Consider the following 26461-nt stretch of genomic DNA (forward strand, 5'->3'; position numbering starts at 1 on the left):
CGCTTAGTCAAGATGTCGCCATGAACGCAGTAGAAATCGAACAAGCTATTTCAGAGCTGGCTCTGCAACCCTTTGACGCAGCGGAATTCCCGTTCACGTTTCTTGCCGCCTTCGGCAACAAGGACACCACGCTCAAGCGCCTGCGTACGGGCAATAACAATGTCTCGGACGTGCCCGGTGGTGTGCTTCTGCGCAACAACATCCACCTCGCCGTGTGCGCGGCCGGCGCCGTCGGAGACACCCTCAAGGCGCTGCGCTCCAGCTTGGCCACAACGAAAGCCAAGGCCAAGTTCATCCTCGCCACGGATGGCCAGACCCTGGAGGCTGAAGAATTGGCCAGCGGCGAAACCATCGCCAGCGCCTTTGCAGACTTCCCGAATCACTTCGGTTTCCTGCTACCGCTGGCCGGCATCTCGACCATCAAGGAGATCAAGGACAACCCCATCGACGTGCGTGCCACGGGGCGCCTGAACAAGCTCTACGTCGAACTGCTGCGCGAGAACCCGGCTTGGGCCACGGACGAGCGCCGCAGCGACGTGAACCACTTCATGGCGCGCTTGGTGTTCTGCTTCTTCGCCGAAGACACCGGGATCTTCAGCGACGTGGGACTGTTCACCCAGACAGTGGACCGTTGGAGCGAGCGCAGCGGTGGCAACGCCCATGAGGTGCTGTCCGAGATCTTCCGAGCCATGAACATCAAGCCGTCTGAGCGGGGCGCTGTCACTCCCCGCCTGCCGGCTTGGGCCAATTCCTTCCCCTACGTGAACGGTGGGCTTTTCTCGGGCAGCACTGAGGTGCCGCGCTTCACCCAGATGGCGCGCACTTACCTGCTGCACGCCGGCGTGCTGAACTGGCGCGAGATCAATCCCGACATTTTCGGTAGCATGATCCAGGCGGTGGCCGACGACGAAGAGCGCGGCTCCCTGGGCATGCACTACACCAGCGTGCCAAACATCCTGAAGGTGTTGAACCCGCTGTTCTTGGACGACCTGCGCACCGCACTGGCCGAGGCCGGCGACAACGATCGCAAGCTGTTAAACCTACGCAAGCGCATGGCGCGCATTCGAGTGTTTGACCCCGCCTGCGGCTCGGGCAACTTCCTTGTCATCGCTTACAAGCAGATGCGCGAGATCGAGGCGGAGATCAACCGTCGTAGGGGTGAGCTACACCTGGGTAGCGAGATTCCGCTGACCAACTTTCGAGGTATTGAGTTGCGCAGCTTTCCAGCCGAGATTGCCCGGCTGGCACTGATCATTGCAGAGTTTCAGTGTGACGTACTGTATCGGGGCCAAAAGGACGCTCTGGCGGAATTCTTGCCGCTAGACGCACAAAATTGGATCGTCTGTGGTAACGCACTAAGGCTCGACTGGTTGCGTATATGTCCACCATCGGGGACTGGTGTCAGGTTGGTAGCAGACGACCTGTTTGGAACGCCTTTGGATCAAGCTCAAATTGATTTTGAAAACGAAGGTGGTGAAACCTACATCTGTGGAAACCCCCCTTATGTTGGGGACAAAAAGCAGTCCAAAGAGCAAAAAGGTGATATGGAAAGCATCTTTGTCTCTGTTTCGAGGCGCTGGCGCTCCTTTGACTATGTCTGCGGTTTCTTTTTCAAAGCCGCGAAATATGTCGGTTCTGTGGAAGAAAGTGCCTGCGCATTCGTGTCTACGAACTCAGTTACGCAAGGCGTACAGGTGTCTGAGTTCTGGCCGTTGGCGCTAGACAGTACGAAAATTAGCTTCGCAATTAAATCTTTCAAGTGGTCAAATCTTGCATCCAATAATGCTGGCGTAATTTGTGTGGTTATCGGAATATGTCCATCCAATAAAACTAGCAAACCTGTGATATTCGAGGGAGATGTTGCGCGGAAGGTGGAGGCCATCTCGCCCTATATGATTGCGGGAGAGCCGATATATGTGAGAGCCCGTCCCAAGCCGCTCTCTGCTATTTCCGAAATGCTTCTGGGTAACTTTGCTAAAGATGGTGGGGAATTGATTTGTGATCATCACGAAATCAGTGATCTTGATGAGATTGCAAAAAGATTTCTCCGACCGATGTTTGGGGGGCAAGAATTCATCAAAGGGATAAGCAGATTTTGCTTCTGGATTTCTGAAGGTGAACTTGCCCAAGCTTGCAAAAGTGAAACACTACTCAAGCGCTTTGACAAGGTCCGTGCAAATAGATTGGCAAGTCCCAAGCCGGCCACTGCAGAGTGGAGCTCAAGGCCTCACCGTTTTGTAGAAATTAGATCGCCAGCGTATGTGGATGCATTGGTGATTCCAATTGTGAGTTCTGAAAACAGGGAGTTCTTGCCGGTCGGATTTTTACCTCGCGGTTCGATTGTTAATTACGCTTTTGGAATGTACGACGCTCCAATATGGAATATGTCGCTTGTTGCGTCGCGACTCCATTTGGTGTGGATTGCTACTGTTTGCGGAAAAATGAAAACAGATTTTCGCTATTCAAACACCCTTGGCTGGAACACCTTCCCAGTGCCCTTGCTGACCGAACAAAACAAGGCCGATCTCACACGATGCGCAGAGGACATCCTGCTGGCCCGCGAGGCGCACTTCCCCTCCACCATCGCCGACCTATACGACCCCGAAACCATGCCGGACAACCTCCGTCACGCCCACGAGCGCAATGATGAGGTGCTGGAGCGCATCTACATTGGCCGGCGCTTCAAGAACGACACGGAGCGCCTGGAAAAGCTATTTGAGTTGTACACAAAAATGGCGACCGCAGAAAAGATCAAGCCTGCCTCAAAGGCAGCCAAGGGGAGAAAGAAAACTTCATGAGCGATCACGCCACGAACCCGACCAATGCATACACCGTGCCGTCGGTGTCCATTGCCACTGCGCGCACAGGTGCATCCAGCAAGGCCAACGAGCTTGGCATGCGCGCCATGCAGGAGCGCGCCTATGCCAAGCGCGGTGAACAGTACCTGCTGATCAAGTCGCCGCCGGCATCTGGCAAGTCGCGCGCGCTGATGTTCATTGCGTTGGACAAGCTGCATAACCAAGGTCTGAAGCAGGCTATCGTGGTCGTGCCGGAGCGATCCATTGGAGGCAGCTTTGCGGATGAAGCCTTGACCCGCTTTGGGTTCTACTGGGACTGGCACGTGGCCCCGCAGTGGAACCTGTGTAACGCGCCCGGTGGTGACGAGCCCCGTGCGGCCAAGTCCAAGGTGGACGCAGTGCGCCAGTTCTTGGTCAGCAGCGACAAGGTGCTGGTCTGTACACATGCGACCTTCCGCTTTGCGGTGGAAGAGATGGGCATCGCGGCTTTTGACAACCGGCTAATCGCGATCGACGAGTTCCACCACGTTTCCAGCAACCCAGACAACGTGCTGGGCAGCCAGTTGGGCGCCTTCATCGCTCGCGACAGAGTGCACCTGGTTGCGATGACCGGCTCGTATTTCCGTGGTGACAGCGAGGCGGTGCTAGGCCCTGCGGACGAATCGCGGTTCGAAACCATCACCTATACCTACTACGAACAGCTCAATGGCTACCAGTGGCTCAAGTCGCTGGACATTGGCTACTTCTTCTATACCGGGCCGTATGTAGATGCCGTCACCAAGGTGTTGGACCCGGCGCTGAAGACCATCGTCCACATCCCCAACGTCAACGCGCGCGAAAGCCTGAAGGACAAGCAGCGCGAAGTCGACGAGATCATGCACGGCCTGGGCACATGGACGGGCGTAGACCCCACCACAGGCTTTCATCTTGTACAGAGCATTGAGGGCCGCGTGCTGAAGGTGGCTGACCTGGTGGATGACAGCGACGCCGCCAAGCGCACGCGGGTGCTGGGCGCGCTGAAAGACCCGGCACAAAAGGACAACCGCGACCACGTGGACGTGATCATCGCGCTGGGCATGGCCAAGGAAGGCTTCGACTGGATCTGGTGCGAACATGCGCTGACCATCGGATACCGCAGCAGCCTGACCGAGATCGTGCAGATCATCGGCCGCGCCACGCGTGACGCCAAGGGCAAGGAGCGCTCGCGCTTCACCAACCTGATCGCCGAGCCCACGGCCGAGCAATCCGCCGTGACCGAGGCCGTGAACGACATGCTCAAGGCAATTTCTGCAAGCCTACTGATGGAGCAGGTGCTGGCGCCGCGCTACGAGTTCACGCCCAAGAATGCGGGCGCCCAGGATGGCTTTGTCTACAACGGCGGCGAGGGCTATCAGGAAGGCGGCACCAACGTAGGGGTGAACGAGGCTACAGGCCAGTACCACGTCGAGATCAATGGCCTGGCGAAGCCTGAGACGCCAGAGGCAACCCGCATCTGCAAGGAAGATTTGAACGAGGTGGTGACCAGTTTTTTGCAGGACAAGACCGCGCTGGAACGCGGCCTGTTCGACAAGGAAAACACCGTACCCGAAGAGCTGACGCAGCTGCGCATGGGCAAGATCGTGCGCGAGCGCTACCCAAATCTGAGCGAAGGCGACCAAGAAGCCATTCGTCAACATGCCATTGCGGCGATGAACATCACCCAGCAGGCGAAGCTGGCGCTGGCTCAGGCGGATGCTAGTGGCAGCGGGCCAGCGCAAGGCAGCATGGCATTGCTGGTCGGTGTGCGCAAGTTCGTCAACGTTCGTGACCTGGACATCGACTTGATCGACAGCATCAATCCCTTTGATGCTGCCTATTCGGTGCTGGCCAAGGCGATGGATGAGAAGTCGCTGCGCCAGGTGCAGGCCGCCATCGCGGCCAAGAAAGTGAGCATCCCCGAGGAGGAAGCGCGCGATCTTTCGAAGCGGGCCTTGCAGTTCAAGAACGAACGTGGCCGCCTGCCCGACATCAATTCGGCCGACGCTTGGGAAAAGCGCATGGCTGAAGGCGTGGCTGCTTTCGCGCGTTACCGCGCGCAGGCCAAAGCTGCGCAGGTTCAAGGGGAGTCTGGCAATGGCTGAGCTCGACGACGACGAACTGCTGGGTGCCTTGGGGATTGAACTCACCCCACTCAAGGCTTCAAGTCGCACGCCTCGCGAAGAACGCATCATCGCGGGCTTCGAGGATATCTTGCGCTTTTACCAAGCGCACGGACGGGCACCCCAGCATGGTGAAGCCGGAGACATTTTCGAGCGGCTTTACGCGGTGAGACTCGATCAATTGCGCAAGTTGCCGGAAGCTCTAACCCTTCTGGCGGAACTGGATACACCAGGGCTGCTGGAAGGTGCCAAGCACACGAGTACCGACGTTGATGCTTTGGACGAAGACGCCCTGCTGGCGGAACTGGGCCTTGGCACTGAGGCTACCAACGACGACATAACTGTACTGCGGCATGTCCGGCCCAGTGTCGACAGGCAGGCTGCCGAGGTAGTTGCAGACCGCACGCCTTGCGAGGACTTTGAGCGCTTCCAACCTTTGTTCGAGCAGGTTGAGCGTGAGCTGCAATCGGGCGCTCGCAAAGCCTTACCCTTTGGGCGCGATGCCAGTGTGTTCAATGGCAACTACTTCATTCTGGGCGGTCAACTCGCCTACGTGGCCGAGGTGGGTGACCCGATCAAAGCCCCGAATGGTGAAAGCGACGCGCGCTTGCGCGTTATCTACGCGAACGGCACCGAAAGCAATCTTCTCCGCCGCTCACTGCAACGAGCCCTCTACAAGGACGAGACAGGGCGGCGGCTTTCCGACCCTGACATGGGCCCGCTGTTCGGTGGCGAAGCTGAACCTGACGACATTGAGTCAGGCATGATCTATGTGTTACGAAGCAAGTCCAACCATCCGTTCGTGGTGGAGCATCGTGAACTGATCCATAAAATCGGGGTGACCGGTGGCAAGGTGGAAGCGCGCATTGCCGGTGCCGATAAGGACGCCACGTACCTACTGGCAGACGTCGAAGTTGTCGCAACCTACAAGTTGCACAACTTGAATCGCACCAGGCTCGAAAATATCTTCCATCGCCTTTTTGGTGCTGCTCAGCTTGATCTAATGATTGAAGATCGTTTCGGGAATCCGGTCAAACCAAGGGAGTGGTTTTTGGTGCCTCTCCACGTCATAGATGAGGCGGTGTGTCGCTTGCTGGACGGGACCATCACCGATATGGTTTATGACCCAGCGACCGCGCGACTCCAAGCGCCATAGCCCATCAATTTTCTCGGAAGATCTCTGCCTTGCACTACCCGTAGTAGTCATCTATTTGCTCAGATTGAAGTTCGGCGAATTTTCAATTGCCCAGTCCCTCAGCAAGTACTGCCTGTGCTCTCTGGTCGAGACGGGCAAAACCGGCAGAGGCTCAAGCGACAAGTTTGACAACGGCTTGGCAGTTGTCTCGCCTAAACATGCTCTTCTTGAGGCGTCTAGGCTTCCCGCGCATAGGTGGGGAATTTGATAGTCAAGTTAAGGACCAGCGATTGTGACGTTCCTTGGGGAAAAATGGCGAGGTGTTCAGCGCTTTGTCCAAGACATCCGTATCAACGCCGATTTCCCGCGCTACGAATTGGAAGCGCGTTCAGCTCACGAGGCGAGCGCGAGACGGCGTTTTGATACCTCGCAGCTCGATCACGAGATTACGGCGATTCTGCGAGCGGCAGAAGCCGAAGGATGTGCGGTCTATGGCGCTCGCATCGGTTTGCTAGAGTCTTCGATCAGCTCGCTCCATCTGGCAACAAGCCAAGTCCGTACGCGGGTTGAGCTTATGGCCCGAGATTTCGGACAGGAGCTTAGCCAGCTCCACGAAAAGAAGGCAAGCCTGCTTGACGCGAAGGAGGTGCTGCTTGATCAGATGAGAGCCTTGAAGAAGGAGCGGTCCATAGCTCGAGAAGAGCTTGATGTGGCCCATGGGGACTTAAGAGAAGCAAAATCGTTGATCGACAGCTGGTACGAGAAGTCTAAGCGGACACCATGGCTTTTTGGCAATGGCGGAAAGCGTCTGCCTGATCGAGCCCTGTTTGGACAGAGCTTTGGCGATCTCGAAAGTCTCAAGGCTGACCGCGAACGTGCTTTTAAGGAAGTTGGAACGTGCAAGGCTGCTCTCGCAAAGATTGTGGCCAAACAAAGCACTAACAAACTCCTCCGGGACGAGAATCAAACGGCCTTGAGCAGTGTTTTCGCGTCCATAAATTCGGTCAAAGAAGGGAGACAGCGCATGTTCGACCTAAAAGACCAAGGTTATCGGTGCCATAGTCTTGAGGCAGAGCTATCAGAGTGCGTTCAACAAGAAGCGCATTTGCAGAGCGAGCGCAATCAACTAGCAAGTACCATGGGCGAACTCGTTGAGCAGCAGGCATGCCGATCAGGGATTGATGAGCGGAGGCGAGCCGTTGCAGAGCTACGCGAGATGCGCACGAAATTTTTGGCCTTTTTTGATGATTCAGAACAGCGGACTGCAAGGCAGCAGGCGCATCGTGAATGGTGGCTCAACGGCCGAAAGGTACTGTGAGAACTTAACGTCCAATTGGACTGCATTTGTCTGACGCTGGTCCTGATCGAGGCCCAGCAATATGTTGAACTCACCGCACTACCGGGCTAGTCCGTTGGGAGACCCCCCGGCTCTGCCGGGGAGGCAGTAGAAGTTTGACGTATTCGTAGGTGTGGATGTCCATCGCAGAAACTGCCAATCGTGAGCCGCCAAGCAAACGAAAGGAAGAACTGGATGGACAAGATAGAAAGCCTAAATCACACGAAATGGGACTGCAAGTACCACGTGGTGTTCATACCGAAATGTCGAAGAAAGACGCTGTACCTGGAGCTGCGAAAGCACCTGGGGGAGGTGTTTCGGACATTGGCGAGTCAATAAGAGAGCCAGATAGAAGAGGGGCATCTGATGCCGGACCACGTGCACATGATGCTGTCGATACCGCCGAAATACGCGGTGTCGCAGGTGGTGGGGTACATCAAGGGCAAGAGCGCGATCCATCTGGCCAGGGTGTACGCAGAGCGCAGAAGGAATTATGTAGGCCAACACTTTTGGGCGCGAGGGCACTTTGTTTCGACGGTGGGACGAGACGAAGAGGTGATCCGAAACTACATAAGGCACCAAGAGGAGGAGGAGGCGAGATTGGAACAGCTTGGGTTGTGGATGTAGAGGCCACCGAATAGGTGGCGCAAAGAGTTGGGGCCGCGTTAGCGACCCCGTTTAGCCGCTTTGAGCGGCTCACATCTCGAAAGCCCGCGGCTTTGCCGGGGGATGGTTACTCAGATCGGATACTTCTCCGCATTGATCCCCACCTTGGCATTCGCCGCTTCAATCAGATCCACATCCAGCGCCGTAGCCATCTGCACCAGGTACAGCAGCACATCCGCCATCTCATGCGCAACCGCCTGCTTCTTGTCCGCAGGCAGATTCCGGCTCTGTTCTTCGGTCAGCCACTGAAAATGCTCCAGCAGCTCGCCGGCCTCCACGATCAGGGCCGAGGCCAGGTTCTTGGGCGAATGGAACTGGCCCCAGTCGCGCTGCTCCGCGAACTCCTGCAGGCGCAGGGCCAGTTGCTGCAGCGTGGTGGCGGGTGCTTCAGCTTCCGTTCCTGCGGCTGAAGTTGGTGGTGCGATGGGGTCTTGGGACATGAACGGCCTTATAAAAAAACGCCCGGGTGTTGGCCGGGCGTTTGTTCGTTCGTCACTACAATTTGGCGGGTTTACACGTCGATATTGCCCGCGCGCAGCGCGTTGGTTTCGATGAAGTCCCGGCGCGGCTCCACCTCGTCGCCCATCAGCATGGTGAACACGCGGTCGGCCTCGATGGCGTCGTCGATCTGCACGCGCAGCAGGCGGCGCACGTTGGGGTCCATGGTCGTTTCCCACAGCTGCTCGGGGTTCATCTCGCCCAGGCCCTTGTAGCGCTGGCGGCTGGTGCTGCGTTCGGCTTCGCTGATCAGCCACTTCATGGCCTGGCGGAAGTCGCCCACTTTTTCTTCCTTGCGCTTTTCGCCTTCGCCGCGCAGGGCCTTGGCGCCCTCGCCCAGCAGGCCGCGGAAGGTGTTGGCGGCCAGTGCCAGGGCGCCATAGTCAGCGCCGTGCACAAAGTCTTGCGTGATCACGCTGCTCTTAATGTTGCCGTGGTGGCGGCGGCTGATGCGCAGCACATGCTTGTCGGTGCGTTCGTCGAACTCGCTGGCCACTTCGGCCGGGGCACCGGTGGTGTTCAGCTCGCGCAGCTTGGCTTGCAGGGCCACGGCGCTGGCTTCGGATTCGGCGGCGGCGTCCAGGTTCAAGGCCACGCCGTCGGCAATGGCGCGCAGGGCCTCGGGGTCCATGAAGTTGCTCAGGCGCGCAATCACGCTCTCGGCCACCTGGTGCTTGGTGGCCAGGTCGGTCAGGGTGTCGCCGCTCAGCGTTTGCGGGTTGTCGCCGCCGGTGCTCACGCTGGCGTGGTTCAGCGCAATGCGCAGCAAGAAGCCGTCGAGCGCGGGCGCGTCCTTCAGGTACAGCTCTTCCTTGCCGGCCTTGACCTTGTACAGCGGTGGCTGGGCAATGTAGATGTGGCCTCGCTCCACCAGCTCGGGCATCTGGCGGTAGAAGAAGGTGAGCAGCAGGGTGCGGATGTGGGCGCCGTCAACGTCGGCGTCGGTCATGATGATGATGCGGTGGTAGCGCAGCTTGGCCACGTCGAAGTCATCGCCCCCGGTGGTGCCGCCGGCCTTGCCGATGCCGGTGCCCAGGGCGGTGATCAGCGTCAAAATTTCGTTGCTGGTCAGCAGCTTTTCGTAGCGGGCCTTTTCCACGTTCAAGATCTTGCCGCGCAGCGGCAAGATCGCCTGGAACTTGCGGTCGCGCCCTTGCTTGGCAGAGCCACCGGCGGAGTCACCCTCGACGATGTAGATTTCGCACAGCGAGGGGTCTTTTTCCTGGCAGTCGGCCAGCTTGCCGGGCAGGCCCATGCCGTCGAGCACGCCCTTGCGGCGGGTCATTTCGCGGGCCTTGCGGGCGGCTTCGCGGGCGCGGGCGGCCTCCACGATCTTGCCGCAGATGATTTTGGCGTCGGCCGGGCGCTCCTGCAGGTAGTCGGTGAGCAGCTTGCCCACGATGTCTTCCACGGGGGCGCGCACTTCGCTCGACACCAGCTTATCCTTGGTCTGGCTGCTGAACTTGGGCTCGGGCACCTTCACGCTCAGCACGCAGCACAGGCCTTCGCGCATGTCATCGCCGGTGACTTCGACCTTGGCCTTCTTGGCGAACTCGTGCTCTTCGATGTACTTGTTGATGACTCGGGTCATCGCGGCGCGCAGGCCGGTCAGGTGGGTGCCGCCGTCACGCTGGGGGATGTTGTTGGTGAAGCACAGCACCTGCTCGCTGTAGGCGCTGTTCCACTGCATGGCCACTTCCACGCCGATGTGCGTGCCGGGGATGCCGCCGTAGGTCTCGGCCGGGCGCTCGCCTGCGGCGTAGAACGAGTTGGGGTGCAGTACCGTCTTGCCCTTGTTGATGAACTCGACGAAACCGCGCACGCCGCCGGCGCCCGAGAAGTCGTCTTCCTTGCCGGTGCGCTCGTCCTTCAAGCGGATGCGCACGCCGTTGTTCAAAAACGAGAGTTCGCGCAGGCGCTTGGCCAGGATCTCGTAGTGGTAGTCGTTGTTCTCTTTGAAGATCTCGGTGTCGGGCAGAAAGTGCACCTCGGTGCCGCGCTTTTCGGTGTCGCCCGTCACCCGCATGGGCGACACTTCGACGCCGTCAATTTTGTCGAGCAGGCGGTCTTGCACAAAGCCGCGCGAAAACTCGATCTGGTGCACCTTGCCTTCGCGGCGCACGGTCAGGCGCAGCCATATGCTGAGAGCGTTCACGCAGCTCACGCCCACGCCGTGCAGGCCGCCCGATACCTTGTAGCTGTTCTGGTTGAACTTGCCACCGGCGTGCAGCTCGGTCAGCGCGATCTCGGCGGCGCTGCGCTTGGGCTCGTGCTTGTCGTCCATCTTCACCCCGGTGGGGATGCCGCGGCCGTTGTCGGTCACGCTGATGGAGTTGTCGGAGTGGATGGTGACGACGATGTCATCGCAGTGGCCGGCCAGGGCCTCGTCGATGGAGTTGTCGACCACCTCGAACACCAGGTGGTGCAGGCCGGTGCCGTCGGACGTATCGCCGATGTACATGCCGGGGCGCTTGCGCACGGCCTCCAGGCCTTCGAGGATGGTGATGGAGCCTTCGCCGTAGCTTTCGCTGGCGCCAGCCTGGTTGGTGTCGATCTTGTGCGGAACGGGCTCACCAGTGCCGGTAGGTTCTTCTTGCTCGGGCAGGTTGTTGTCAGCGGTCATGGTGGGCCTTGGGATCCGGGGAAGCCGGGGTCGGCTTCCAATGTGTCTGTCGAAAAAGGTTCAAATAGGGCTCTGGTCCCCATCATATGGGGGCGAGCAGCTATCAAATCAATAGCTCATGCGGGGTGCCCGGTGCGCATGGCGGGGGCACGGCGCAGGGCTAGATGCGCATCGGCATCACCACGTACTTGAAGCTTTCGTTGTCGGGGATGGTCAGCAGCGCGGAGCTGTTGCCGTCCGAGAGCTCCACCTTCACCATGTCCTGGCCCATGTTGGCCAGGGCGTCGATCAGGTAGGTCACGTTGAAGCCGATCTCGATGGTGTCGCCACCGTAGTCGATGTCGAGCTCGTCCACGGCCTCTTCCTGCTCGGCGTTGTTCGACGCCACGCGCAGGGTGCCGGGCTCCAGGTTCAGGCGCACGCCCTTGAACTTGTCGCTGGTCATGATGGCCGTGCGCTGCAGGCTGGCCAGCAGCGGGGCGCGGCCCAGGGTGATGCTGTTCTTGTGGTTCTTGGGGATGACGCGGTTGTAGTCGGGGAACTTGCCCTCGACCAGCTTGGTCACGAACTCCATGCCGCCGAAGGTGAACTTGGCCTGGTTGTTGGCGAACTGCATCTCGATGTGGGGCTGGTTCTCGCCGCCGGCGTCGGACAGCAGGCGCTGCAACTCGATCACGGTCTTGCGCGGCAGGATGACTTCCTGCTTGGGCACTTCCACATCCAGCGTGGCGCTGGCAAAGGCCAGGCGGTGGCCGTCGGTGGCCACCAGGCTGAGCTGTTTGCCCTCGGCCACGAACAGGATGCCGTTGAGGTAGTAGCGGATGTCCTGCACCGCCATGGCAAACGACACCTGGCCCAGCAGGTCTTTCAGCGTCTTTTGCGGCACGGCGAACACGGGGCCGAAGGCGGCCGACTCCTGCACCAGCGGGAAGTCCTCGGCCGGCAGGCTTTGCAGGGTGAAGCGGCTCTTGCCACCCTTGAGGATCAGCTTGGACTGGGCGGATTCGAGGCTCACCGTCTGGTCGCTGGGCATGGTGCGCAGGATGTCGATGAGCTTGCGCGCACCCACGGTGGTGGTGAAGTCGCCCGTGTCGCCACCCAGCTCTGCGGTGGTGCGGATCTGGATCTCGAGGTCGCTGGTCGTCAGCTGCAGCGCGTTGCCGGTCTTGCGGATCAGCACGTTGGCCAAAATGGGCAAGGTGTGGCGGCGCTCCACGATGCCAGCCACCGATTGCAGAACCGCGAGTACCTTGTCTTGTGTTGCCTTCAGGACGATCATGTCATCAACCCCTTGCTTGTGGATCTTTTTTGGAACGGTGCGGGCAGCGGCACGGGTTGTGCCCCCCTGCTGCCCATAAACCCCCATTTTGCCTTGTAAGGACGTGTTCTATTTGTCCGTGTGGCGCGGAACAGGTTCTTACAAAAACGGGCTGGTCGTATTGCACGGTCATCAGCCCTTGAGGGTCTGTTCCAGCACGTGCAGCTGCTGGTTCAGCTCGGTGAGCTGCTGGCGCTCGCCCGAAATCTTGCGCACGGCGTGCAGCACGGTGGTGTGGTCGCGGCCGCCGAACAGCTCGCCGATCTCGGGCAGGCTCTTTTGCGTCAGTTCCTTGGCCAGGTACATGGCAATCTGGCGCGGGCGGGCAATGCTGGCCGGGCGCTTCTTGCTGTACATGTCCGCCACCTTGATCTTGTAGTAGTCGGCAACGGTCTTCTGGATGTTTTCCACAGAGATCTGGCGGTTCTGGATGGACAGCAGGTCGCGCAGCGCCTCGCGGGCCAACTGGATGGAAATCTCTTTCTGGTTGAAGCGCGAGTACGCCAGGATCTTGCGCAGCGCGCCTTCGAGCTCGCGCACGTTGGAGCGCACGTTCTTGGCCACGAAGAAGGCGACCTCCTCGGGCATCTCGGTGCCTTCGACGCGGGCCTTGTTGATCAAAATGGCCACGCGCATCTCGAGCTCGGGCGGCTCGATGGCCACGGTGAGGCCCGAGTCGAAGCGCGAAACCAGCCGCTCGTGGATGTTGGCCAGGCCCTTGGGGTAGGTGTCGCTGGTCATCACGATGTGGCTCTTCTTGGCCAGCAGGGCTTCGAAGGCGTTGAAGAATTCTTCCTGCGTGCGGTCTTTGTTGGCAAAGAACTGCACGTCGTCGATGAGCAGCAGGTCCAACGAGTGGTAGCGCTCCTTGAATTCGTCGAAGGTGCGGCGCTGGTAGGCCTTGACCACATCCGACACGAATTGCTCGGCGTGGATGTAGAGAATTTTGGCGTCGGGCTTGTCGGCCAGCAGGCGGTTGCCCACAGCGTGCACGAGGTGGGTCTTGCCCAGGCCGACGCCGCCGTAGATGAACAGCGGGTTGTACAGGTGGCCGGGCATGCCCGCCACGTGCATGGCCGCCGAGCGCGCCATGCGGTTGGCCGTGCCCTCCACCAGGGTCTCGAAGGTCAGGCCGGCGTTCAGGCGGTTGCGGAAGGCACCGGCCGATTCGTCGGAGGTGCTGCTGCCGCTGTTGCTGCTGTTGCCATTGCCGGAGCTGTTGTTGTTGCCATGGCTGCCCTGCCCCTGGCCCTGCTGGTCATTGTGGGAAACAGGGGTTTGCGTGCCCGCTGCGTTGGGGCGCACATAAGTGCGGGTAACGGCTTCACGCTGAGCGAGCGCTAACTCCAACGTGACGGGCTGGCCGTACAGGTCTTCGAGCAGCAGCGAGATGCGCTTGCCGTACTGCGCGCGGATCCAGTCGAGCTTGAAGCGGTTGGCGACGAACAGCGTCACCTTGGAGAAGTCTTCGGTCACCTGGGCCACCAGGGGCTTGATCCAGGTGTTGAACTGCTGCTCGGGCAGGTCTTGCGCCAGTTGTTCGATACAGGCCTGCCACAGGCCCTGGCCGGCGTCAGCCCCGGGGTTGGATGCGGAGCTGCTGGAGGGTTCCTCGGTCATTTATAGGCGGATTCTTGTTGTGGATAGGAGGAACGGAGCTTGGCCTCGCATTGTAGCTTGTCAAGGAGTTATCCACAATTTGGAAAGGCCCCCTGACAGAGGGGATCAGGGCCTGGGGGAGGCGGGCCGAAAGTACATTTTGAACCCCTGATTCGGGCACGCCACAGGGTCTTCCCGCAGAGGGGCATTGCCAGCACCACAGAAGCCTGCGATAATTTTGGGTTTCCCTGAATGTGTTCAGGGTGATTTGACCCGGCGTGCCGCTATTTCTGCGCAACAGTCCGGAACTGAACCTCAAGGAATAGAGCACCATGAAACGTACTTACCAACCCTCCAAGACCCGCCGCGCGCGCACCCACGGCTTCCTCGTTCGCATGAAGACCCGCGGTGGCCGTGCCGTTATCAACGCACGCCGCGCCAAGGGCCGCAAGCGCCTGGCCGTCTAAGGCCGGCCAGGTCTGGGTCTGCACTTCGCTGCACCCCGGTTTGCACCGTCAGGTACCAAACGGGGCGTTTGCATGCAACGGCTGAAAACCCGTCCGCAGTTCCAGGCCGCCATGGCGGGGGGCACCGTTTCCCGTACCGCCCATTTTGCGCTGCACCGCCTGGTGTTGGGCGCCGACGGCACTGCCACGACTGGCGGTGCCGTTGTTGCGTCTGGCGATACCAGTGCGGCATCGGTGGCTCCGGTTACCGATGCGCCAGCAGCGAAAGCCGCAAAGACGGAACCCCCTTCAGGGCCCGGCGCTTCGCCGCAGGCCCTGTTTGCCGTTCCTGACGTGTGGCTGGGCGCCATGGTGCCCAAGCGCTGGGCGCGCCGTGCGGTCACGCGCAACGCCATCAAGCGGCAGATCTACACCGTGGGCGCCACCTTCGAGGAGCGCCTGCCCCAGGCCGCGCACGTGGTGCGCCTGCGCAGCACGTTCGACCGCAAGCAGTTCATCAGCGCCACGTCCGACCAGCTCAAAGAGGCGGTGCGGGCCGAGTTGCTGCAGTTGTTCGGCTACGCCGCCAAGCGTTCGGGCCCTGGCCAGAACAAGGGCCAGGGCATCGGTGGCGAGGCGGGCAAAGCCAGCGGCGGTAGCAGAACCGACAAAAGCCCCAGCGCGCCACGGGTGTCGGTGACTGCGCCATGATGCGTGCGCTGCTCATCGGGGTGGTCAAGGGCTACCGCCTGTTTCTGAGCCCCTGGCTGGGCTCGGCCTGCCGCTTCGAGCCGACCTGCTCTGTCTACTCGCTGCAGGCGCTGGAGCAGTACGGTGCGGCGGCCGGCAGCTATCTCACGGTGCGCAGGCTGGTACGCTGCCACCCCTGGTGTGACGGGGGCCATGACCCGGTCCCGCAGGAATTGCCGCGCAGCATGCGGTTGTTCTCGCGGCTTCAACCTTCCACATCATCTTCACCAAAGAAGTCTTCATGAACGACATTCGCCGCACCATACTGTGGGTGATTTTTGGCTTTTCCATGGTTCTGCTGTGGGACAAGTGGCAGTTGCACAACGGCAACAAGGCCACCTTCTTCCCCACCGCAGCCCCCGTGGTCGCGCCTGCACCTGTGGGCACCGCCTCTGCCGCTTCGGCAGGCGCTGCGAGCGTGCCTGCCACCACCAATGCGTCGGCGCCCGCCACCGCATCGGCCCAGGGCGCATCGGCCGTGCCCGGCCAACCCGCCCCCACGGCTGCACCCGCTGCCCGTGAGCGCGTGCAGGTGACGACCGACGTCTACCGCCTGACCTTCGACAGCGAGGGCGGCTCGCTGACGCACGCCGAGCTGCTCAAGCACGCCGACATCGGCGACAAGAGCGGCAAGAACTTCCTGCTGCTCGACGAAAGCGCAAACCGCGTGTACGTGGCGCAGACCGGCCTGATCGGCGGCAACTTCCCCACGCACAAGACGCTGATGACGGCCGTGCCCGGCCCGCGCGAGCTGACGGACGGACAGGACGAGCTGACCATCCGCTTCGAGTCGCCCGAGCAGGGCGGCGTGAAGCTGGTCAAGACCTGGACGGTGAAGCGCGGCGCCTACGACATCGCCGTGAAGCATGAAGTGGTGAACACCGGCACGGCCCCCGTGTCGCCCGAGCTGTACCTGCAGCTGGTGCGCGACGGCAACAAGCCGCCAGGCGAGTCGTCGTTCTACTCCACCTTCACCGGCCCTGCGGTCTACACCGAGGCCAAGAAGTACCAGAAGGTCGAGTTCAAGGACATCGAGGCCGGCAAGGTCGACATCCAGAAGGATGCGACCAACGGCTACGCCGCCATGGTGCAGCATTACTTCGCCACCGCCTGGCTGCTGGCCGACGGCGTGCAGCGCAACCTGTTCATGCGCAAGGTGGACACCAACCTGTACTCGGTGGGCATGATCACCCAGTTGGGCGCCATTGCCCCCGGCGCCAGCAAGACGCTGGACGCACGCCTGTTCGCCGGCCCCCAGGTCGAGAAGACACTGGAAGCCCTGAGCCCTGGCCTGGAGCTGGTCAAGGACTATGGCTGGCTGACCATTCTGTCGAAGCCGCTGTACTGGCTGCTGGACCAACTGCACAAGATCCTGGGCAACTGGGGCTGGGCCATCGTGGCGCTGGTGCTGCTGCTGAAGATCGCCTTCTACTGGCTCAACGCCAAGGCCTATTCGAGCATGGCCAAGATGAAGTCGATCAACCCCAAGATCATGGAGATGCGCGAGCGCCTGAAGGACAAGCCGCAGCAGATGCAGCAGGAGATGATGCGCATCTACCGCGAGGAGAAGGTCAACCCCATGGGCGGTTGCTTCCCCATCATGATCCAGATCCCCGTGTTCATTGCGCTGTACTGGGTGCTGCTGTCGAGCGTGGAAATGCGCAACGCACCGTGGATTCTCTGGATCCGCGACCTCTCGGCACCGGACCCGTTCTTCATCCTGCCCCTTCTGATGACGGCCAGTTCGCTGCTGCAGACGGCCCTGAACCCTGCACCACCCGACCCGCTGCAGGCCAAGATGATGTGGTTCATGCCGCTGATCTTCAGCGTGATGTTCTTCTTCTTCCCGGCCGGCCTGGTGCTGTACTGGCTGACGAACAACATTCTGTCCATCGCGCAGCAGTGGCTCATCAACACCCGCATGGGCGTGCCACCGCAGTTCAACCTGCCCAAGTTCAGGTGATCACCACTGCCTGATCGCTGAGCAACCCGAAAGGCCGCGCAAGCGGCCTTTTTCAATCCCTACCGCTAAAGTCACCCCCATGCTTGCCCGCCACGCCGACCCCATCGTTGCCATTGCCACTGCCCCGGGGCGCGGCGCCGTGGGCATCGTGCGCGTGTCCGGCAAGGGCGTCGCCCCCCTGGTGCAGGCCCTCTGCGGGCGCGACCTGCGCCCGCGCGAGGCGCACTACCTGCCGTTTCGCGATGCCGACGGCCAGGCCATCGACCAGGGGCTGGCGCTGTACTTCCCCGCGCCGCATTCCTATACCGGCGAAGACGTGCTGGAGCTGCAGGCCCATGGCGGCCCGGTGGTACTGCAGCTGCTCGTGGCGCGCTGCCTGGAGGCGGCGGCCGCGGTGCAGGCCGAGGGGGGCGCGGCGGTGCTGGCCGGCCTGCGCGTGGCCGAGCCGGGTGAATTCACCGAGCGCGCCTTCCTCAACGACAAGATCGACCTGGCCCAGGCCGAGGCGATTGCCGATTTGATCGACGCCTCGACCTCGGCCGCGGCGCGCAGTGCGAGCCGCTCGCTCACGGGCGCCTTCTCGAACGAGATCCATGCGCTGCGCGATGCGCTGATCCACCTGCGCATGCTGGTGGAGGCGACGCTCGATTTCCCCGAGGAGGACATCGACTTCTTGAAACAGGCCGACGCCCAGGGCCAGCTCGACCGCCTGCAGCAGACCCTGGCCCGCGTGCGCCAGCGCGCGCAGCAGGGCGCGCTGCTGCGCGAGGGCATCAAGGTGGTGATCGCCGGCCAGCCTAATGCGGGCAAGAGCTCGCTGCTCAACGCGCTGGCGGGGGCGGAGCTGGCCATCGTCACCCCGATTGCCGGCACCACGCGTGACAAGGTGCAGCAGACCATCCAGATTGAGGGCGTGCCGCTGCACGTGATCGACACCGCGGGCCTGCGCGACAGCGAGGACGAGGTGGAGCGCATCGGCATCGCCCGCGCCTGGGACGAGATCGCCGGGGCCGATGCGGTGCTGTTCCTGCACGATCTGTCGCGCGCCGACACGGCGGACTACGCGGCCAGCGATGCGGCGATTGCCAGGGACATGGCCGGGCGGCTGCCCGCTTCGGTGCCGGTGATCGACGTGTGGAACAAGACCGACTGCGTGGACGCGGCCACGGTGGCCCGGCTGCAGGGCGAGGGCCGCTCGGTACGGCTGTCGGCGCGCACGGGAGCGGGCCTGGAAGAATTGCGCCGCACGCTGCTGGAAGTGGCGGGCTGGCAGTCGGCACCCGAGGGCGTGTACATTGCCCGCGCCCGCCACGTGCAGGCGCTGCAGGCAGTGGCCGCCCACCTGGACGAAGCGCATGCGCAGTTACAGGCGAAAGCCCCCGCACTGGACATCCTGGCCGAGGAACTGCGCCTGGCCCAGAACGCGCTGGGCGCCATTACCGGCGAGTTCACGTCCGATGACCTGCTGGGCGTGATTTTTTCGAGCTTTTGCATCGGCAAGTAGCGGGGTGCGGTGTACCGGGCACCTTCTTTTGTTGTAAACGGACGTAAACAGTGCTTGTGCGCAACCTGTAACAAGGTTACTTTAAGGTGACCATGAATGTCCTTTCCCCCGCTGCCACCAAAGCCGATCTGCAGGGCCTGATCGATGCCATCGCCCAGGCCAGCGCAGACGACAGCATGACCAACCCGCTGACGCCCGCGCAGTGGGATGTCGTCGCCTCTTACCTGCTGCCCTGCATCATCCCCATGGGCCACGTGCTGTTCACCCAGGGCACGACCGACCGCACCCTGTACTTCGTGGAAAGCGGCAGCCTGAGCGTGCACTTCCAGGACGAAAAAGAGCGCCTGCGCCTGGCCATCGTGGGCCCCGGTTCGGTGCTGGGCGAAGGCGCCTTCTTTTCGCACCGGGCCCGCAGCGCCACGGTGCAGGCCAGCGGGCCGTGCAAGCTGTGGAGCCTGACGGCCATCCGCTTCACCGAGCTGACCAACCGGCAGCCTGCGATTGCGTTGGGCCTGGCCATGGCGGCAGGGTCGGTACTGGCCAAGCGCCTGGGCAATCGCCGCCGTCGCGTTGCGGCGACCTGACACCCCTGTCGGCCGGCAGCCCTTTCGGGACCGGTGGCATCGTTGGGGGCGCAGGGCTCGCGGTACACTCGAATCGCACAACCCACTGCAGGCGCACCCCGAGGAAAGCAAGCCATGTCACTGTTCAGCTGGTTCAGCCGCAAACCGGCACCGACCAAGCCCCGGCCCAATGCGGCATCGGAGACTTCGGGTCTGCTCAACGCCGACGCCACTGTGCCTTTGGCCGCAGGCCGCCAGGGCAAGCCCATGCTCGACCCCTTGCCGCCCGAGCATGCCGCCAACCGCAAGAACGAGCGCATGGAGCGGCGCGAGCTGCTGTACACGGTGGTGCGCGATGCCATGGTGCGTGCCGGCGTGCTTTCGGCCAGCTACAAGTTCAAGGTGCTTTCGCTGGACCAGCGCGGCCGCCAGTTCCTGGTGATGATGGACCTGGCGCGCGAGTACGGCGGCGAGACCGTGCGCCTGTCCGAGATCGAGGCGCTGATCGCCCAGACCGCCAAGACGCGCTACGACATCCTGGTGACCGCCGTGTACTGGCGCATCAATGACCATGTGGCGGTGGGCATTCCACAAAAGGGCATTGCCCCGCTGGGTGCGGCCCTGCCTCTGGGTACGCAGCAGGCCCCTGCTGCTGCCGTGCGGCGCCCGCTGCCGCCGGTATCGGCCCCCGCCCCGCTGACCGCCACGCCTGCAGCTCCCCTCTCGCGCCCGGCGCCCTTGCGGCCCGCAGCCCCCGTGGCAACAGCCCCGGCCCCGCTGACGGGAACGATCGCACCGCGCCCCCCCGCGCCGGTGGACTACGAAGCCACGCGCCCCGTGCCGCGCTTCGAGCCCATCGAGGCCGACGAAGTGGCCGCCTTCAAGCGCGCCCTGGCCGATGCCGCTGGTACCAACCCTGCGCCCGTCGTTCCGGCACGCCCCGGCGGCGCCCCGGTGCGTTCGGGCCCCATCCGCCCCCGGCCGCCCAATGCGACGGGCTTCGAGGACACGGAAATGCCCGGCGCCGAAGAGCGCGGCCCGGACCTGAGCAGCACGCAGTACGGTGAATTGCGCTGAGGACCTTCCGCGCAGCGGAAAAACAAAGGCGGCCTTCGAGGCCGCCTTTTTCATTTCTGCTATCCGGGACGCCGCGCATGAAACCGGCGCGGCCCAAGCCAGTGCCCCCGCGCAAGGGCCGCCCCGCCGCGCTGGGGGCGTCCCCCTCCCGACTCGCGCAGCGGGTCGAGAGAGGGGTGAAGGCGCGAAGCGACTCAGGGGGTGATTAAGCCTTCACGTCGAGCAGCGAGCCCATCATCTGGTCCTGGGTCTTCACCACCTGCAGGTTGGCCTTGAAGGCGTAGGTGGCCGAGATCTGCTCCACGGCTTCCTTCTCCAGCGCCACGCCCTCTTCCTGGCTGCGGCGCACGGATCCGGTCACGCCGGCACCGCCCGGGGCGGCTTGCTGGTCCACCACCTCGCTTTTGTAGCGAGGCGTATTCATGTTGGCCACGTTGTTGGCCGAGGCATCCAGCCGCAACTGGGCGGCCTGCATGCCGGAAGAGCCGATCGAGGAAATGGAGGCCATGGTGGAGTGCTCGCGGTGGCGAAGGATGGCCGGATTATCCCGCGCTGGCGGATTTCACGCGAGACCACCCATCCTGCCGGAATGGTCACTGGCCCCAGAAGCGGTCCTCCTGCGCCGGGTCGCTGGAGAAAAGAAAGACCTCGGCAATCTTGCCATCCGCGATGCGCAGCAAGTCCACACCGGTCTGGTCCAGGCTTGCGCCTGCACGCTCGCCCCGGAAGGTGATGGTGACGGCAACCCAGTCCCCGTTTTGCATGTAGTGCCGCGCCTCCGTGATGGCAAACGTCCCTTGGGAGACTTCCATCATCTTGCCGATCATCGCCCCCACGGCGGCCAGGCCCTGGTGGGTGCCGGAAAACCGGTTGGTGCCGGGCTGGTGCCAGACCACGGTGGGCGATACGGTACTGGCCAGCAGGGCCTGATCGCCCGTCTGGGCGGCTCGGATGTAGTTCTTGGCGATGTCGATGGCGGACATGGGGGCTCTCTGCAGGTGTTGAAGATGGGGTAATTATTGGACTCTTGGTGCGAGAAAGCACGATAGCTCCAAGCCATAGAAAGATACTTATCGGACAAAATGCAGTGAGCACACAACCAAGGAACGTATGGCCCCGAAGCAGGCATGGAACGCCGACATCGAACGGTTCGACTACCGGCCGCCCGGGGCCTACGGGCTGGACCTGGAGGTCTTCCCGATGTCCGATCTGCGCCAGCGCGGCCCCGAGGGCGAGGTCCACCGCACCCACCGTTATGCCTTCCACATGCTGGTGCTGGTCACCCGGGGAAGCTGCACGCAAGTGGTCGATTTCGAACCCGTGCCCTGCGCATCCGGATCGCTGCTGGCCATCCGGCCCGGGCAGGCCCACAACTTCGGGCTGGCAGAGGATTGGGAGGGGTGGGTCATGCTGCTGCGCCCGGAATTCCTGCTCGCGGCCGGTGCTGCGCCGGCCAGCGACCTGCGCCTGGTGGTCGGGCTGGAGCGGTTTCCCGTGCACCTGGCCCTGGCCGACGGGGAGGCCCGCACGGTGGCGGATGCCATCGTGCAGATGCGCACGGACGCGGCGGCCGATGCGCCTGCGCAGGACCTGCACGCGCTGCTGCGCTACCAGCTCTATGCCCTGCTCACGCGGCTGGCCATCGCCCACCACCAGCGCAGCCAGCGTGGTGACAACCGGGAGCCTGCGAACCACCGCGCCATGCGGCGTTTCGAGCGTTTTCGGCAATTGCTGGAGCAGCGGTTCGCCGAATGGCACCAGGTGGCGGACTACGCCGGCCCGCTGGGGTGCACGGAAAAGAGCCTGGCGCGCGCCACCAGCGCTGCGGCCGGCACCAGCGCCAAGGCCTTCATCGCCGCGCGCATCTGCCTGGAAGCCAAGCGCCTGCTGTTGCACACCGGCGTGCCCGTGGCACGCATCGCCGAGCGCCTGGGCTTCGGCGAGGCAACCAATTTCAGCAAGTTCTTCCGGCGCGAAACGGGCTGCACCCCGGCGGAGTTCCGCCGGCAGCAAGTGGTTTGATGGCGGAGCCTTGGAAAGCCAGCAGTCAGCCCACACCGTGGGCCTGTGCCAGGCATTGCTGGAAGGCCTGCGCCGCGCGCGAAGGCTCGGGGGAGCGGCGCAGCAGGCCCACGAACTGGCAGCTGTAGCGCAGCAGCGCGGGCTGCACGGCCTGCATCAGGCCGCGCCGCTCATAGACCTCGGCATAGTGGTCGGGCAGAAAACCCAGGTAGCGGCCCGAAAGGATCAGCGTGGCGATCGACTCCTGGTCGAAGCCCGTGGCGGTGCGCGACAGGCGCGCCTGGTGGCTCAACTCCATGTTGGGCGAGTGGTAGCCCAGGCCGGCGAAGGGCTGGTTGCGCAGTGCCTCCCAGTCGAGCGACGCATCGCTGGTGCCGAACAGTGGGTGGCCGACGCCGCAGTACAGCAGCATGGTCTCGGTGAACAGGTCGGTGTACAGCAGGCTTTGCGAGGCGCGGTGCGCCGGGATGATGCCGACCTGGTAGGTGCCGTCGATCACCCCGCGCTCGATGGCGTTGATGGTGCCCACGTGCATCTGCAGGTGCACGCCGGGCGCTTGCTGCGCAAATGCGGCGATGGCCTGGCCGATGCGCGCAGCCGGGTTGGTGGCCGTCTTGTCGAACACGGCTACGGCGAGCTGCCCGCCCATGCGCGCATGGATGTCGTCCACCGCATTGCGAAAGCCCTGCACCGAGGCCAGCAGGCGCAGCGTCTCGTCGTAGACGCGCTGGCCCTCGGGGGTGAGGGCGAAACCGGCGCGTCCGCGCCGGCACAGAGTCAGGCCCAGCCGGGTCTCCAGGTCCTTGACGTGGCGGCTCACGGTGCTGGTGCCGATGTTCAGTTCCAGCTCGGCGGCCGACATGCCCCCGCACTCGGCCACGGCCTTGAACACCTGCAACAGGCGCAGGTCCATGTCGCTGAGCTGGCCGAGCACGGCGCGGTTTTTGGTGGTGGTCATCGGGAATGCCATTTACTTGCATAAATCCGCAAGTAAACATTGATATTGCTCTCTTTGAGAGATTAACACCGGGGACAACAATCCGCACCGAGACCTGCTTTTTTGCCCGGCCTGCTCCTGCTTTAGCGGCCGTTTTTTGCACTGGAGATTCCCATGAGCTTCGTCAACATCGAAAAACCCGCTTCCGACGCCGGCGGTGACCGCCTGGACGCCGCCTGGCTCGACGCCCACTGGATGCCCTACACCGCCAACCGCCAGTTCAAGGCGGCTCCGCGCATGATCGTGGAGGGCAGCGGTGCCTATTACACCGATTCGGACGGCCGCAAGATCTTCGACGGCCTGTCGGGCCTGTGGTGCACCGGCCTGGGCCACGGCCGCCGCGAGATCGCCGAGGCCATTGGCAAGCAGGCGATGAAGCTCGACTACGCGCCGGCCTTCCAGTTCGGCCACCCGCTCTCGTTCGAACTGGCCAACCGCATCAAGGCCATCACGCCCGACGGCCTCGATTACGTGTTCTTCACCGGCTCGGGCTCGGAAGCGGCCGACACTTCGCTGAAGATGGCACGTGCCTACTGGCGCGCCAAGGGCCAGGCCAGCAAGACGCGCCTGATCGGCCGCGAAAAGGGCTACCACGGCGTGAACTTCGGCGGCATCTCGGTGGGCGGCATCGCGGCCAACCGCAAGCTCTTCGGCCAGGGCGTCGAAGCCGACCACCTGCCCCACACCCAGCCGGCCGCTGGCTCCTTCCACAAGGGCATGCCGCCCACCGGCAAGGAACTGGCCGACCGCCTGCTGGACGTGATCGCGCTGCACGATGCCTCGAACATCGCGGCCGTGATCGTCGAGCCCTTCTCGGGCTCGGCCGGCGTGGTGATCCCGCCCGTGGGCTACCTGCAGCGCCTGCGCGAGATCTGCACGCAGAACAACATCCTGCTGATCTTCGACGAGGTCATCACCGCCTTCGGCCGCTCGGGCGCCTGGACCGGCGCCGAGGCCTTCGGCGTGACGCCCGACATCCTGAACTTCGCCAAGCAGGTCACCAACGGCGCGCAGCCCCTGGGCGGCGTGGTCGCCAGCAAGGACATCTACGACACCTTCATGGCCGCGGGTGGCCCCGAGTACATGCTGGAGTTTCCGCACGGCTACACCTACTCGGCCCACCCTGTGGCCTGCGCCGCCGGCATCGCCGCGCTGGACCTGCTGCAGAGCGAAGACGCCATCGGCCGCGTGAACGCGCTGAGCCCGCATTTCGAGCAGGCCGTGCACAGCCTCAAGGGCAGCAAGCACGTGCTCGACATCCGCAACTACGGCCTGGCCGCGGGCATCACCATCGCCCCGCTGCCGGGCGAGCCGGCCCGCCGCCCCTACGAGATTGCAATGAACTGCTGGAAGAAGGGCTTTTACGTGCGCTACGGTGGCGACACCATCCAGCTGGCACCCCCCTTCATCAGCGAGAAGGTCGAGATCGACCGCCTGGTCAACGCCCTGGGCGATGCCCTGGCAGAGACCGCTTGAGCCCGCCATTTTCCATTCCAATATTGTTGCCATGAACCACGACAAGAACGTTACCACCACCATCGGCCACCTGATCGACGGCCAGATCGTTGCCGACACGGAGCGCACGCAGCCGGTCTTCAACCCGGCCACGGGCCAGTCCACCTCCAACGTCGCCCTGGCCAGCAAGGCCACGGTGGAGCGCGCCATCGCCTCGGCCGAGGCGGCCTTCCCGGCCTGGCGCAACACGCCGCCGCTCAAGCGTGCCCGCGTCATGGGCAAGCTCAAGGTACTGCTCGAAGAAAACGCCGACAAGATCGCCGCCATGATCACGGCCGAGCACGGCAAGGTGCTCAGCGATGCGCACGGCGAGCTGCAGCGCGGCATCGAGAACGTGGAGTACGCCAGCTATGCGCCGGAGCTGCTCAAGGGCGAACACAGCCGCAACGTCGGCCCCGGCATCGACTCGTGGAGCGAGTTCCAGGCGCTGGGCGTGGCGGCGGGCATCACGCCCTTCAACTTCCCGGCCATGGTGCCGCTGTGGATGTGGCCCATGGCCGTGGCCTGCGGCAACACCTTCGTGCTCAAGCCCTCCGAGCGCGACCCGAGCAGCACGCTGTTCATCGCCCAGCTGGCGCTGGAAGCCGGCCTGCCGCCTGGCGTGCTCAACGTCGTCAACGGTGACAAGCTGGCTGTGGACACGCTGCTGCAGGACGCGCGCGTCAAGGCCGTGAGCTTCGTCGGTTCCACCCCCATCGCCGAGTACATCTACGCCGAAGGCTGCAAGAACGGAAAGCGCGTGCAGGCCCTGGGCGGCGCCAAGAACCACGCCATCGTTATGCCCGACGCCGACATCGGCAATGCCGTGAGCGCCCTCATGGGCGCCGCCTACGGCAGCTGCGGCGAGCGCTGCATGGCCATCCCGCTGGTGGTGGCCGTGGGCGACGAGGCCGGTGATGCCGTGGTGGCGGGCCTCAAGGTCGAAATCGCCAAGATGAAGGTCGGCCCCGGCACCGACAACGGCAACGACATGGGCCCTCTGGTGACCAAGCCCCACTTCGAGAAGGTCAAGGCCTATGTGGACAGCGGCGTGGCCGAGGGCGCCACGCTGGTGGTGGACGGCCGCGGCGTGACCGTGCCCGGCCACGAGGAGGGCTACTTCCTCGGTGCCTGCCTGTTCGACAACGTCAAGCCCGGCATGAAGATCTACCAGGAAGAGATCTTCGGCCCCGTGCTCGGCGTGGTGCGCGTCAAGACGCTGCAGGAAGCCATGAAGCTCATCGACGACCACGAGTACGGCAACGGCACCTGCATCTTCACGCGCGACGGCGAGGCCGCGCGCTATTTCACCGACCACATCCAGGTCGGCATGGTGGGCGTGAACGTGCCCCTGCCCGTGCCGGTGGCCTACCATTCGTTCGGCGGCTGGAAGCGCAGCCTGTTCGGCGACCTGCACGCCTACGGGCCTGACGCCGTGCGCTTTTACACCAAGCGCAAGACCATCACCCAGCGCTGGCCCTCGGCCGGCGTGCGCGAAGGCGCGGTGTTCAGCTTCCCCAGCAGCCGCTGATCC

21 protein-coding genes and 1 pseudogene are annotated in these 26461 nt (G+C 63.0%); 15 read left to right on the forward strand and 7 right to left on the reverse strand.

Annotation, left to right across the window (positions count from 1 at the left end; genetic code table 11):
• The first annotated feature begins 20 nt into the window (after positions 1–20).
• The 5 genes and pseudogenes from ASE28_RS13145 to tnpA all read left to right on the forward strand — a co-directional run bounded on the left by ASE28_RS13145 (position 21) and on the right by tnpA (position 8034).
• The gene (locus tag ASE28_RS13145) at positions 21–2798 is read left to right on the forward strand and encodes a DNA methyltransferase (protein ID WP_057266913.1); all 2778 of its coding nucleotides are present in this window, start codon (positions 21–23) and stop codon (positions 2796–2798) included.
• Positions 2795–4918 (forward strand): DEAD/DEAH box helicase, encoded by a 2124-nt coding sequence (locus ASE28_RS13150; protein ID WP_057266914.1) that lies wholly within the window; start codon positions 2795–2797, stop codon positions 4916–4918. Before ASE28_RS13145 ends, ASE28_RS13150 begins: the two co-directional genes overlap by 4 nt.
• The gene (locus ASE28_RS13155; protein WP_057266915.1) at positions 4911–6092 is read left to right on the forward strand and encodes a GIY-YIG nuclease family protein; all 1182 of its coding nucleotides are present in this window, start codon (positions 4911–4913) and stop codon (positions 6090–6092) included. Before ASE28_RS13150 ends, ASE28_RS13155 begins: the two co-directional genes overlap by 8 nt.
• A gap of 271 nt (positions 6093–6363) precedes the next feature.
• Entirely contained in the window at positions 6364–7389 is a 1026-nt protein-coding gene (locus ASE28_RS32020) for a hypothetical protein (RefSeq protein WP_157421960.1), read from the forward strand.
• A 213-nt stretch (positions 7390–7602) separates the two neighbouring features.
• Positions 7603–8034 (forward strand): annotated as a pseudogene (gene tnpA, locus ASE28_RS13165) (IS200/IS605 family transposase).
• A gap of 110 nt (positions 8035–8144) precedes the next feature.
• On the opposite strand, the gene ASE28_RS13170 reads toward tnpA, so the two are convergent.
• The 4 genes from ASE28_RS13170 to dnaA all read right to left on the reverse strand — a co-directional run bounded on the left by ASE28_RS13170 (position 8145) and on the right by dnaA (position 14132).
• On the reverse strand, positions 8145–8513 hold the full coding sequence (locus ASE28_RS13170) for a nucleotide pyrophosphohydrolase (RefSeq protein WP_082608055.1): 369 nt from the start codon (positions 8511–8513) through the stop codon (positions 8145–8147).
• Positions 8514–8584: 71 nt separating this feature from the next.
• Positions 8585–11194 carry a DNA topoisomerase (ATP-hydrolyzing) subunit B gene (gene gyrB / locus ASE28_RS13175; RefSeq protein ID WP_057266917.1) on the reverse strand — a complete coding sequence of 870 codons (2610 nt, stop codon included), beginning with the start codon at positions 11192–11194 and terminating at the stop codon, positions 8585–8587.
• A 160-nt stretch (positions 11195–11354) separates the two neighbouring features.
• Complete coding sequence (gene dnaN / locus ASE28_RS13180) at positions 11355–12473, reverse strand: DNA polymerase III subunit beta (RefSeq protein WP_007854794.1); 1119 nt, start codon at positions 12471–12473, stop codon at positions 11355–11357.
• 171 nt (positions 12474–12644) lie between these two features.
• Positions 12645–14132, reverse strand: a complete 1488-nt coding sequence (gene dnaA, locus ASE28_RS13185; protein WP_057200489.1) for a chromosomal replication initiator protein DnaA — start codon at positions 14130–14132, stop codon at positions 12645–12647.
• Positions 14133–14443: 311 nt separating this feature from the next.
• Here dnaA and rpmH point away from each other — a divergent pair, with 311 nt between their 5' ends.
• The 7 genes from rpmH (at position 14444) to ASE28_RS13220 (ending at position 20414) form a co-directional block, all read left to right on the forward strand.
• A complete protein-coding gene (gene rpmH, locus ASE28_RS13190; RefSeq protein WP_005798102.1) occupies positions 14444–14578 on the forward strand; it encodes a 50S ribosomal protein L34 in 135 nt (44 codons plus the stop codon).
• Positions 14579–14650: 72 nt separating this feature from the next.
• Positions 14651–15268 (forward strand): ribonuclease P protein component, encoded by a 618-nt coding sequence (locus ASE28_RS13195; protein ID WP_057266918.1) that lies wholly within the window; start codon positions 14651–14653, stop codon positions 15266–15268.
• Positions 15265–15552, forward strand: coding sequence for a membrane protein insertion efficiency factor YidD (yidD, locus tag ASE28_RS13200; RefSeq protein WP_057266919.1), 288 nt, complete (start codon positions 15265–15267; stop codon positions 15550–15552). The genes ASE28_RS13195 and yidD overlap by 4 nt, the downstream gene beginning before the upstream one ends.
• Positions 15549–17270 (forward strand): membrane protein insertase YidC, encoded by a 1722-nt coding sequence (gene yidC / locus ASE28_RS13205; protein WP_057266920.1) that lies wholly within the window; start codon positions 15549–15551, stop codon positions 17268–17270. The genes yidD and yidC overlap by 4 nt, the downstream gene beginning before the upstream one ends.
• A gap of 79 nt (positions 17271–17349) precedes the next feature.
• Complete coding sequence (gene mnmE, locus ASE28_RS13210; RefSeq protein ID WP_057200493.1) at positions 17350–18774, forward strand: tRNA uridine-5-carboxymethylaminomethyl(34) synthesis GTPase MnmE; 1425 nt, start codon at positions 17350–17352, stop codon at positions 18772–18774.
• A 92-nt stretch (positions 18775–18866) separates the two neighbouring features.
• Positions 18867–19358 carry a Crp/Fnr family transcriptional regulator gene (locus ASE28_RS13215; protein ID WP_057200494.1) on the forward strand — a complete coding sequence of 164 codons (492 nt, stop codon included), beginning with the start codon at positions 18867–18869 and terminating at the stop codon, positions 19356–19358.
• A 114-nt stretch (positions 19359–19472) separates the two neighbouring features.
• Positions 19473–20414, forward strand: a complete 942-nt coding sequence (locus tag ASE28_RS13220) for a hypothetical protein (RefSeq protein ID WP_057200495.1) — start codon at positions 19473–19475, stop codon at positions 20412–20414.
• Positions 20415–20619: 205 nt separating this feature from the next.
• Here the strand turns inward: ASE28_RS13220 and ASE28_RS13225 are convergent, their stop codons facing one another.
• Together ASE28_RS13225 and ASE28_RS13230 are read right to left on the reverse strand one after the other, a co-directional pair.
• The gene (locus tag ASE28_RS13225) at positions 20620–20922 is read right to left on the reverse strand and encodes a flagellar basal body protein (RefSeq protein WP_057200496.1); all 303 of its coding nucleotides are present in this window, start codon (positions 20920–20922) and stop codon (positions 20620–20622) included.
• An 85-nt stretch (positions 20923–21007) separates the two neighbouring features.
• Complete coding sequence (locus tag ASE28_RS13230) at positions 21008–21397, reverse strand: nuclear transport factor 2 family protein (RefSeq protein WP_057266921.1); 390 nt, start codon at positions 21395–21397, stop codon at positions 21008–21010.
• Positions 21398–21524: 127 nt separating this feature from the next.
• Here ASE28_RS13230 and ASE28_RS13235 point away from each other — a divergent pair, with 127 nt between their 5' ends.
• Complete coding sequence (locus tag ASE28_RS13235) at positions 21525–22436, forward strand: AraC family transcriptional regulator (RefSeq protein ID WP_057266922.1); 912 nt, start codon at positions 21525–21527, stop codon at positions 22434–22436.
• 25 nt (positions 22437–22461) lie between these two features.
• Here ASE28_RS13235 and ASE28_RS13240 read toward each other — a convergent pair whose 3' ends face one another.
• Complete coding sequence (locus ASE28_RS13240; RefSeq protein ID WP_057266923.1) at positions 22462–23394, reverse strand: LysR family transcriptional regulator; 933 nt, start codon at positions 23392–23394, stop codon at positions 22462–22464.
• A gap of 153 nt (positions 23395–23547) precedes the next feature.
• Here ASE28_RS13240 and ASE28_RS13245 point away from each other — a divergent pair, with 153 nt between their 5' ends.
• Positions 23548–24909, forward strand: coding sequence for an aspartate aminotransferase family protein (locus tag ASE28_RS13245; protein ID WP_057266924.1), 1362 nt, complete (start codon positions 23548–23550; stop codon positions 24907–24909).
• Positions 24910–24940: 31 nt separating this feature from the next.
• Positions 24941–26458, forward strand: a complete 1518-nt coding sequence (locus ASE28_RS13250; RefSeq protein ID WP_057266925.1) for a CoA-acylating methylmalonate-semialdehyde dehydrogenase — start codon at positions 24941–24943, stop codon at positions 26456–26458.
• Positions 26459–26461: the final 3 nt, after the last annotated feature.

Source organism: Acidovorax sp. Root219, assembly GCF_001428665.1.
In the GTDB taxonomy this organism is placed as follows: domain Bacteria; phylum Pseudomonadota; class Gammaproteobacteria; order Burkholderiales; family Burkholderiaceae_C; genus Acidovorax.

What these genes read in the sequence shown, in the direction of transcription:
- ASE28_RS13145 (WP_057266913.1), top strand. Translation starts at nt 21, where the DNA reads ATGAACGCAGTAGAAATCGAACAAGCTATTTCAGAGCTGGCTCTGCAA.
- ASE28_RS13150 (WP_057266914.1), top strand. Translation starts at nt 2,795, where the DNA reads ATGAGCGATCACGCCACGAACCCGACCAATGCATACACCGTGCCGTCG.
- ASE28_RS13155 (WP_057266915.1), top strand. Translation starts at nt 4,911, where the DNA reads ATGGCTGAGCTCGACGACGACGAACTGCTGGGTGCCTTGGGGATTGAA.
- ASE28_RS13170 (WP_082608055.1), bottom strand. Translation starts at nt 8,513, where the DNA reads ATGTCCCAAGACCCCATCGCACCACCAACTTCAGCCGCAGGAACGGAA.
- gyrB (WP_057266917.1), bottom strand. Translation starts at nt 11,194, where the DNA reads ATGACCGCTGACAACAACCTGCCCGAGCAAGAAGAACCTACCGGCACT.
- dnaN (WP_007854794.1), bottom strand. Translation starts at nt 12,473, where the DNA reads ATGATCGTCCTGAAGGCAACACAAGACAAGGTACTCGCGGTTCTGCAA.
- dnaA (WP_057200489.1), bottom strand. Translation starts at nt 14,132, where the DNA reads ATGACCGAGGAACCCTCCAGCAGCTCCGCATCCAACCCCGGGGCTGAC.
- rpmH (WP_005798102.1), top strand. Translation starts at nt 14,444, where the DNA reads ATGAAACGTACTTACCAACCCTCCAAGACCCGCCGCGCGCGCACCCAC.
- ASE28_RS13195 (WP_057266918.1), top strand. Translation starts at nt 14,651, where the DNA reads ATGCAACGGCTGAAAACCCGTCCGCAGTTCCAGGCCGCCATGGCGGGG.
- yidD (WP_057266919.1), top strand. Translation starts at nt 15,265, where the DNA reads ATGATGCGTGCGCTGCTCATCGGGGTGGTCAAGGGCTACCGCCTGTTT.
- yidC (WP_057266920.1), top strand. Translation starts at nt 15,549, where the DNA reads ATGAACGACATTCGCCGCACCATACTGTGGGTGATTTTTGGCTTTTCC.
- mnmE (WP_057200493.1), top strand. Translation starts at nt 17,350, where the DNA reads ATGCTTGCCCGCCACGCCGACCCCATCGTTGCCATTGCCACTGCCCCG.
- ASE28_RS13215 (WP_057200494.1), top strand. Translation starts at nt 18,867, where the DNA reads ATGAATGTCCTTTCCCCCGCTGCCACCAAAGCCGATCTGCAGGGCCTG.
- ASE28_RS13220 (WP_057200495.1), top strand. Translation starts at nt 19,473, where the DNA reads ATGTCACTGTTCAGCTGGTTCAGCCGCAAACCGGCACCGACCAAGCCC.
- ASE28_RS13225 (WP_057200496.1), bottom strand. Translation starts at nt 20,922, where the DNA reads ATGGCCTCCATTTCCTCGATCGGCTCTTCCGGCATGCAGGCCGCCCAG.
- ASE28_RS13230 (WP_057266921.1), bottom strand. Translation starts at nt 21,397, where the DNA reads ATGTCCGCCATCGACATCGCCAAGAACTACATCCGAGCCGCCCAGACG.
- ASE28_RS13235 (WP_057266922.1), top strand. Translation starts at nt 21,525, where the DNA reads ATGGCCCCGAAGCAGGCATGGAACGCCGACATCGAACGGTTCGACTAC.
- ASE28_RS13240 (WP_057266923.1), bottom strand. Translation starts at nt 23,394, where the DNA reads ATGACCACCACCAAAAACCGCGCCGTGCTCGGCCAGCTCAGCGACATG.
- ASE28_RS13245 (WP_057266924.1), top strand. Translation starts at nt 23,548, where the DNA reads ATGAGCTTCGTCAACATCGAAAAACCCGCTTCCGACGCCGGCGGTGAC.
- ASE28_RS13250 (WP_057266925.1), top strand. Translation starts at nt 24,941, where the DNA reads ATGAACCACGACAAGAACGTTACCACCACCATCGGCCACCTGATCGAC.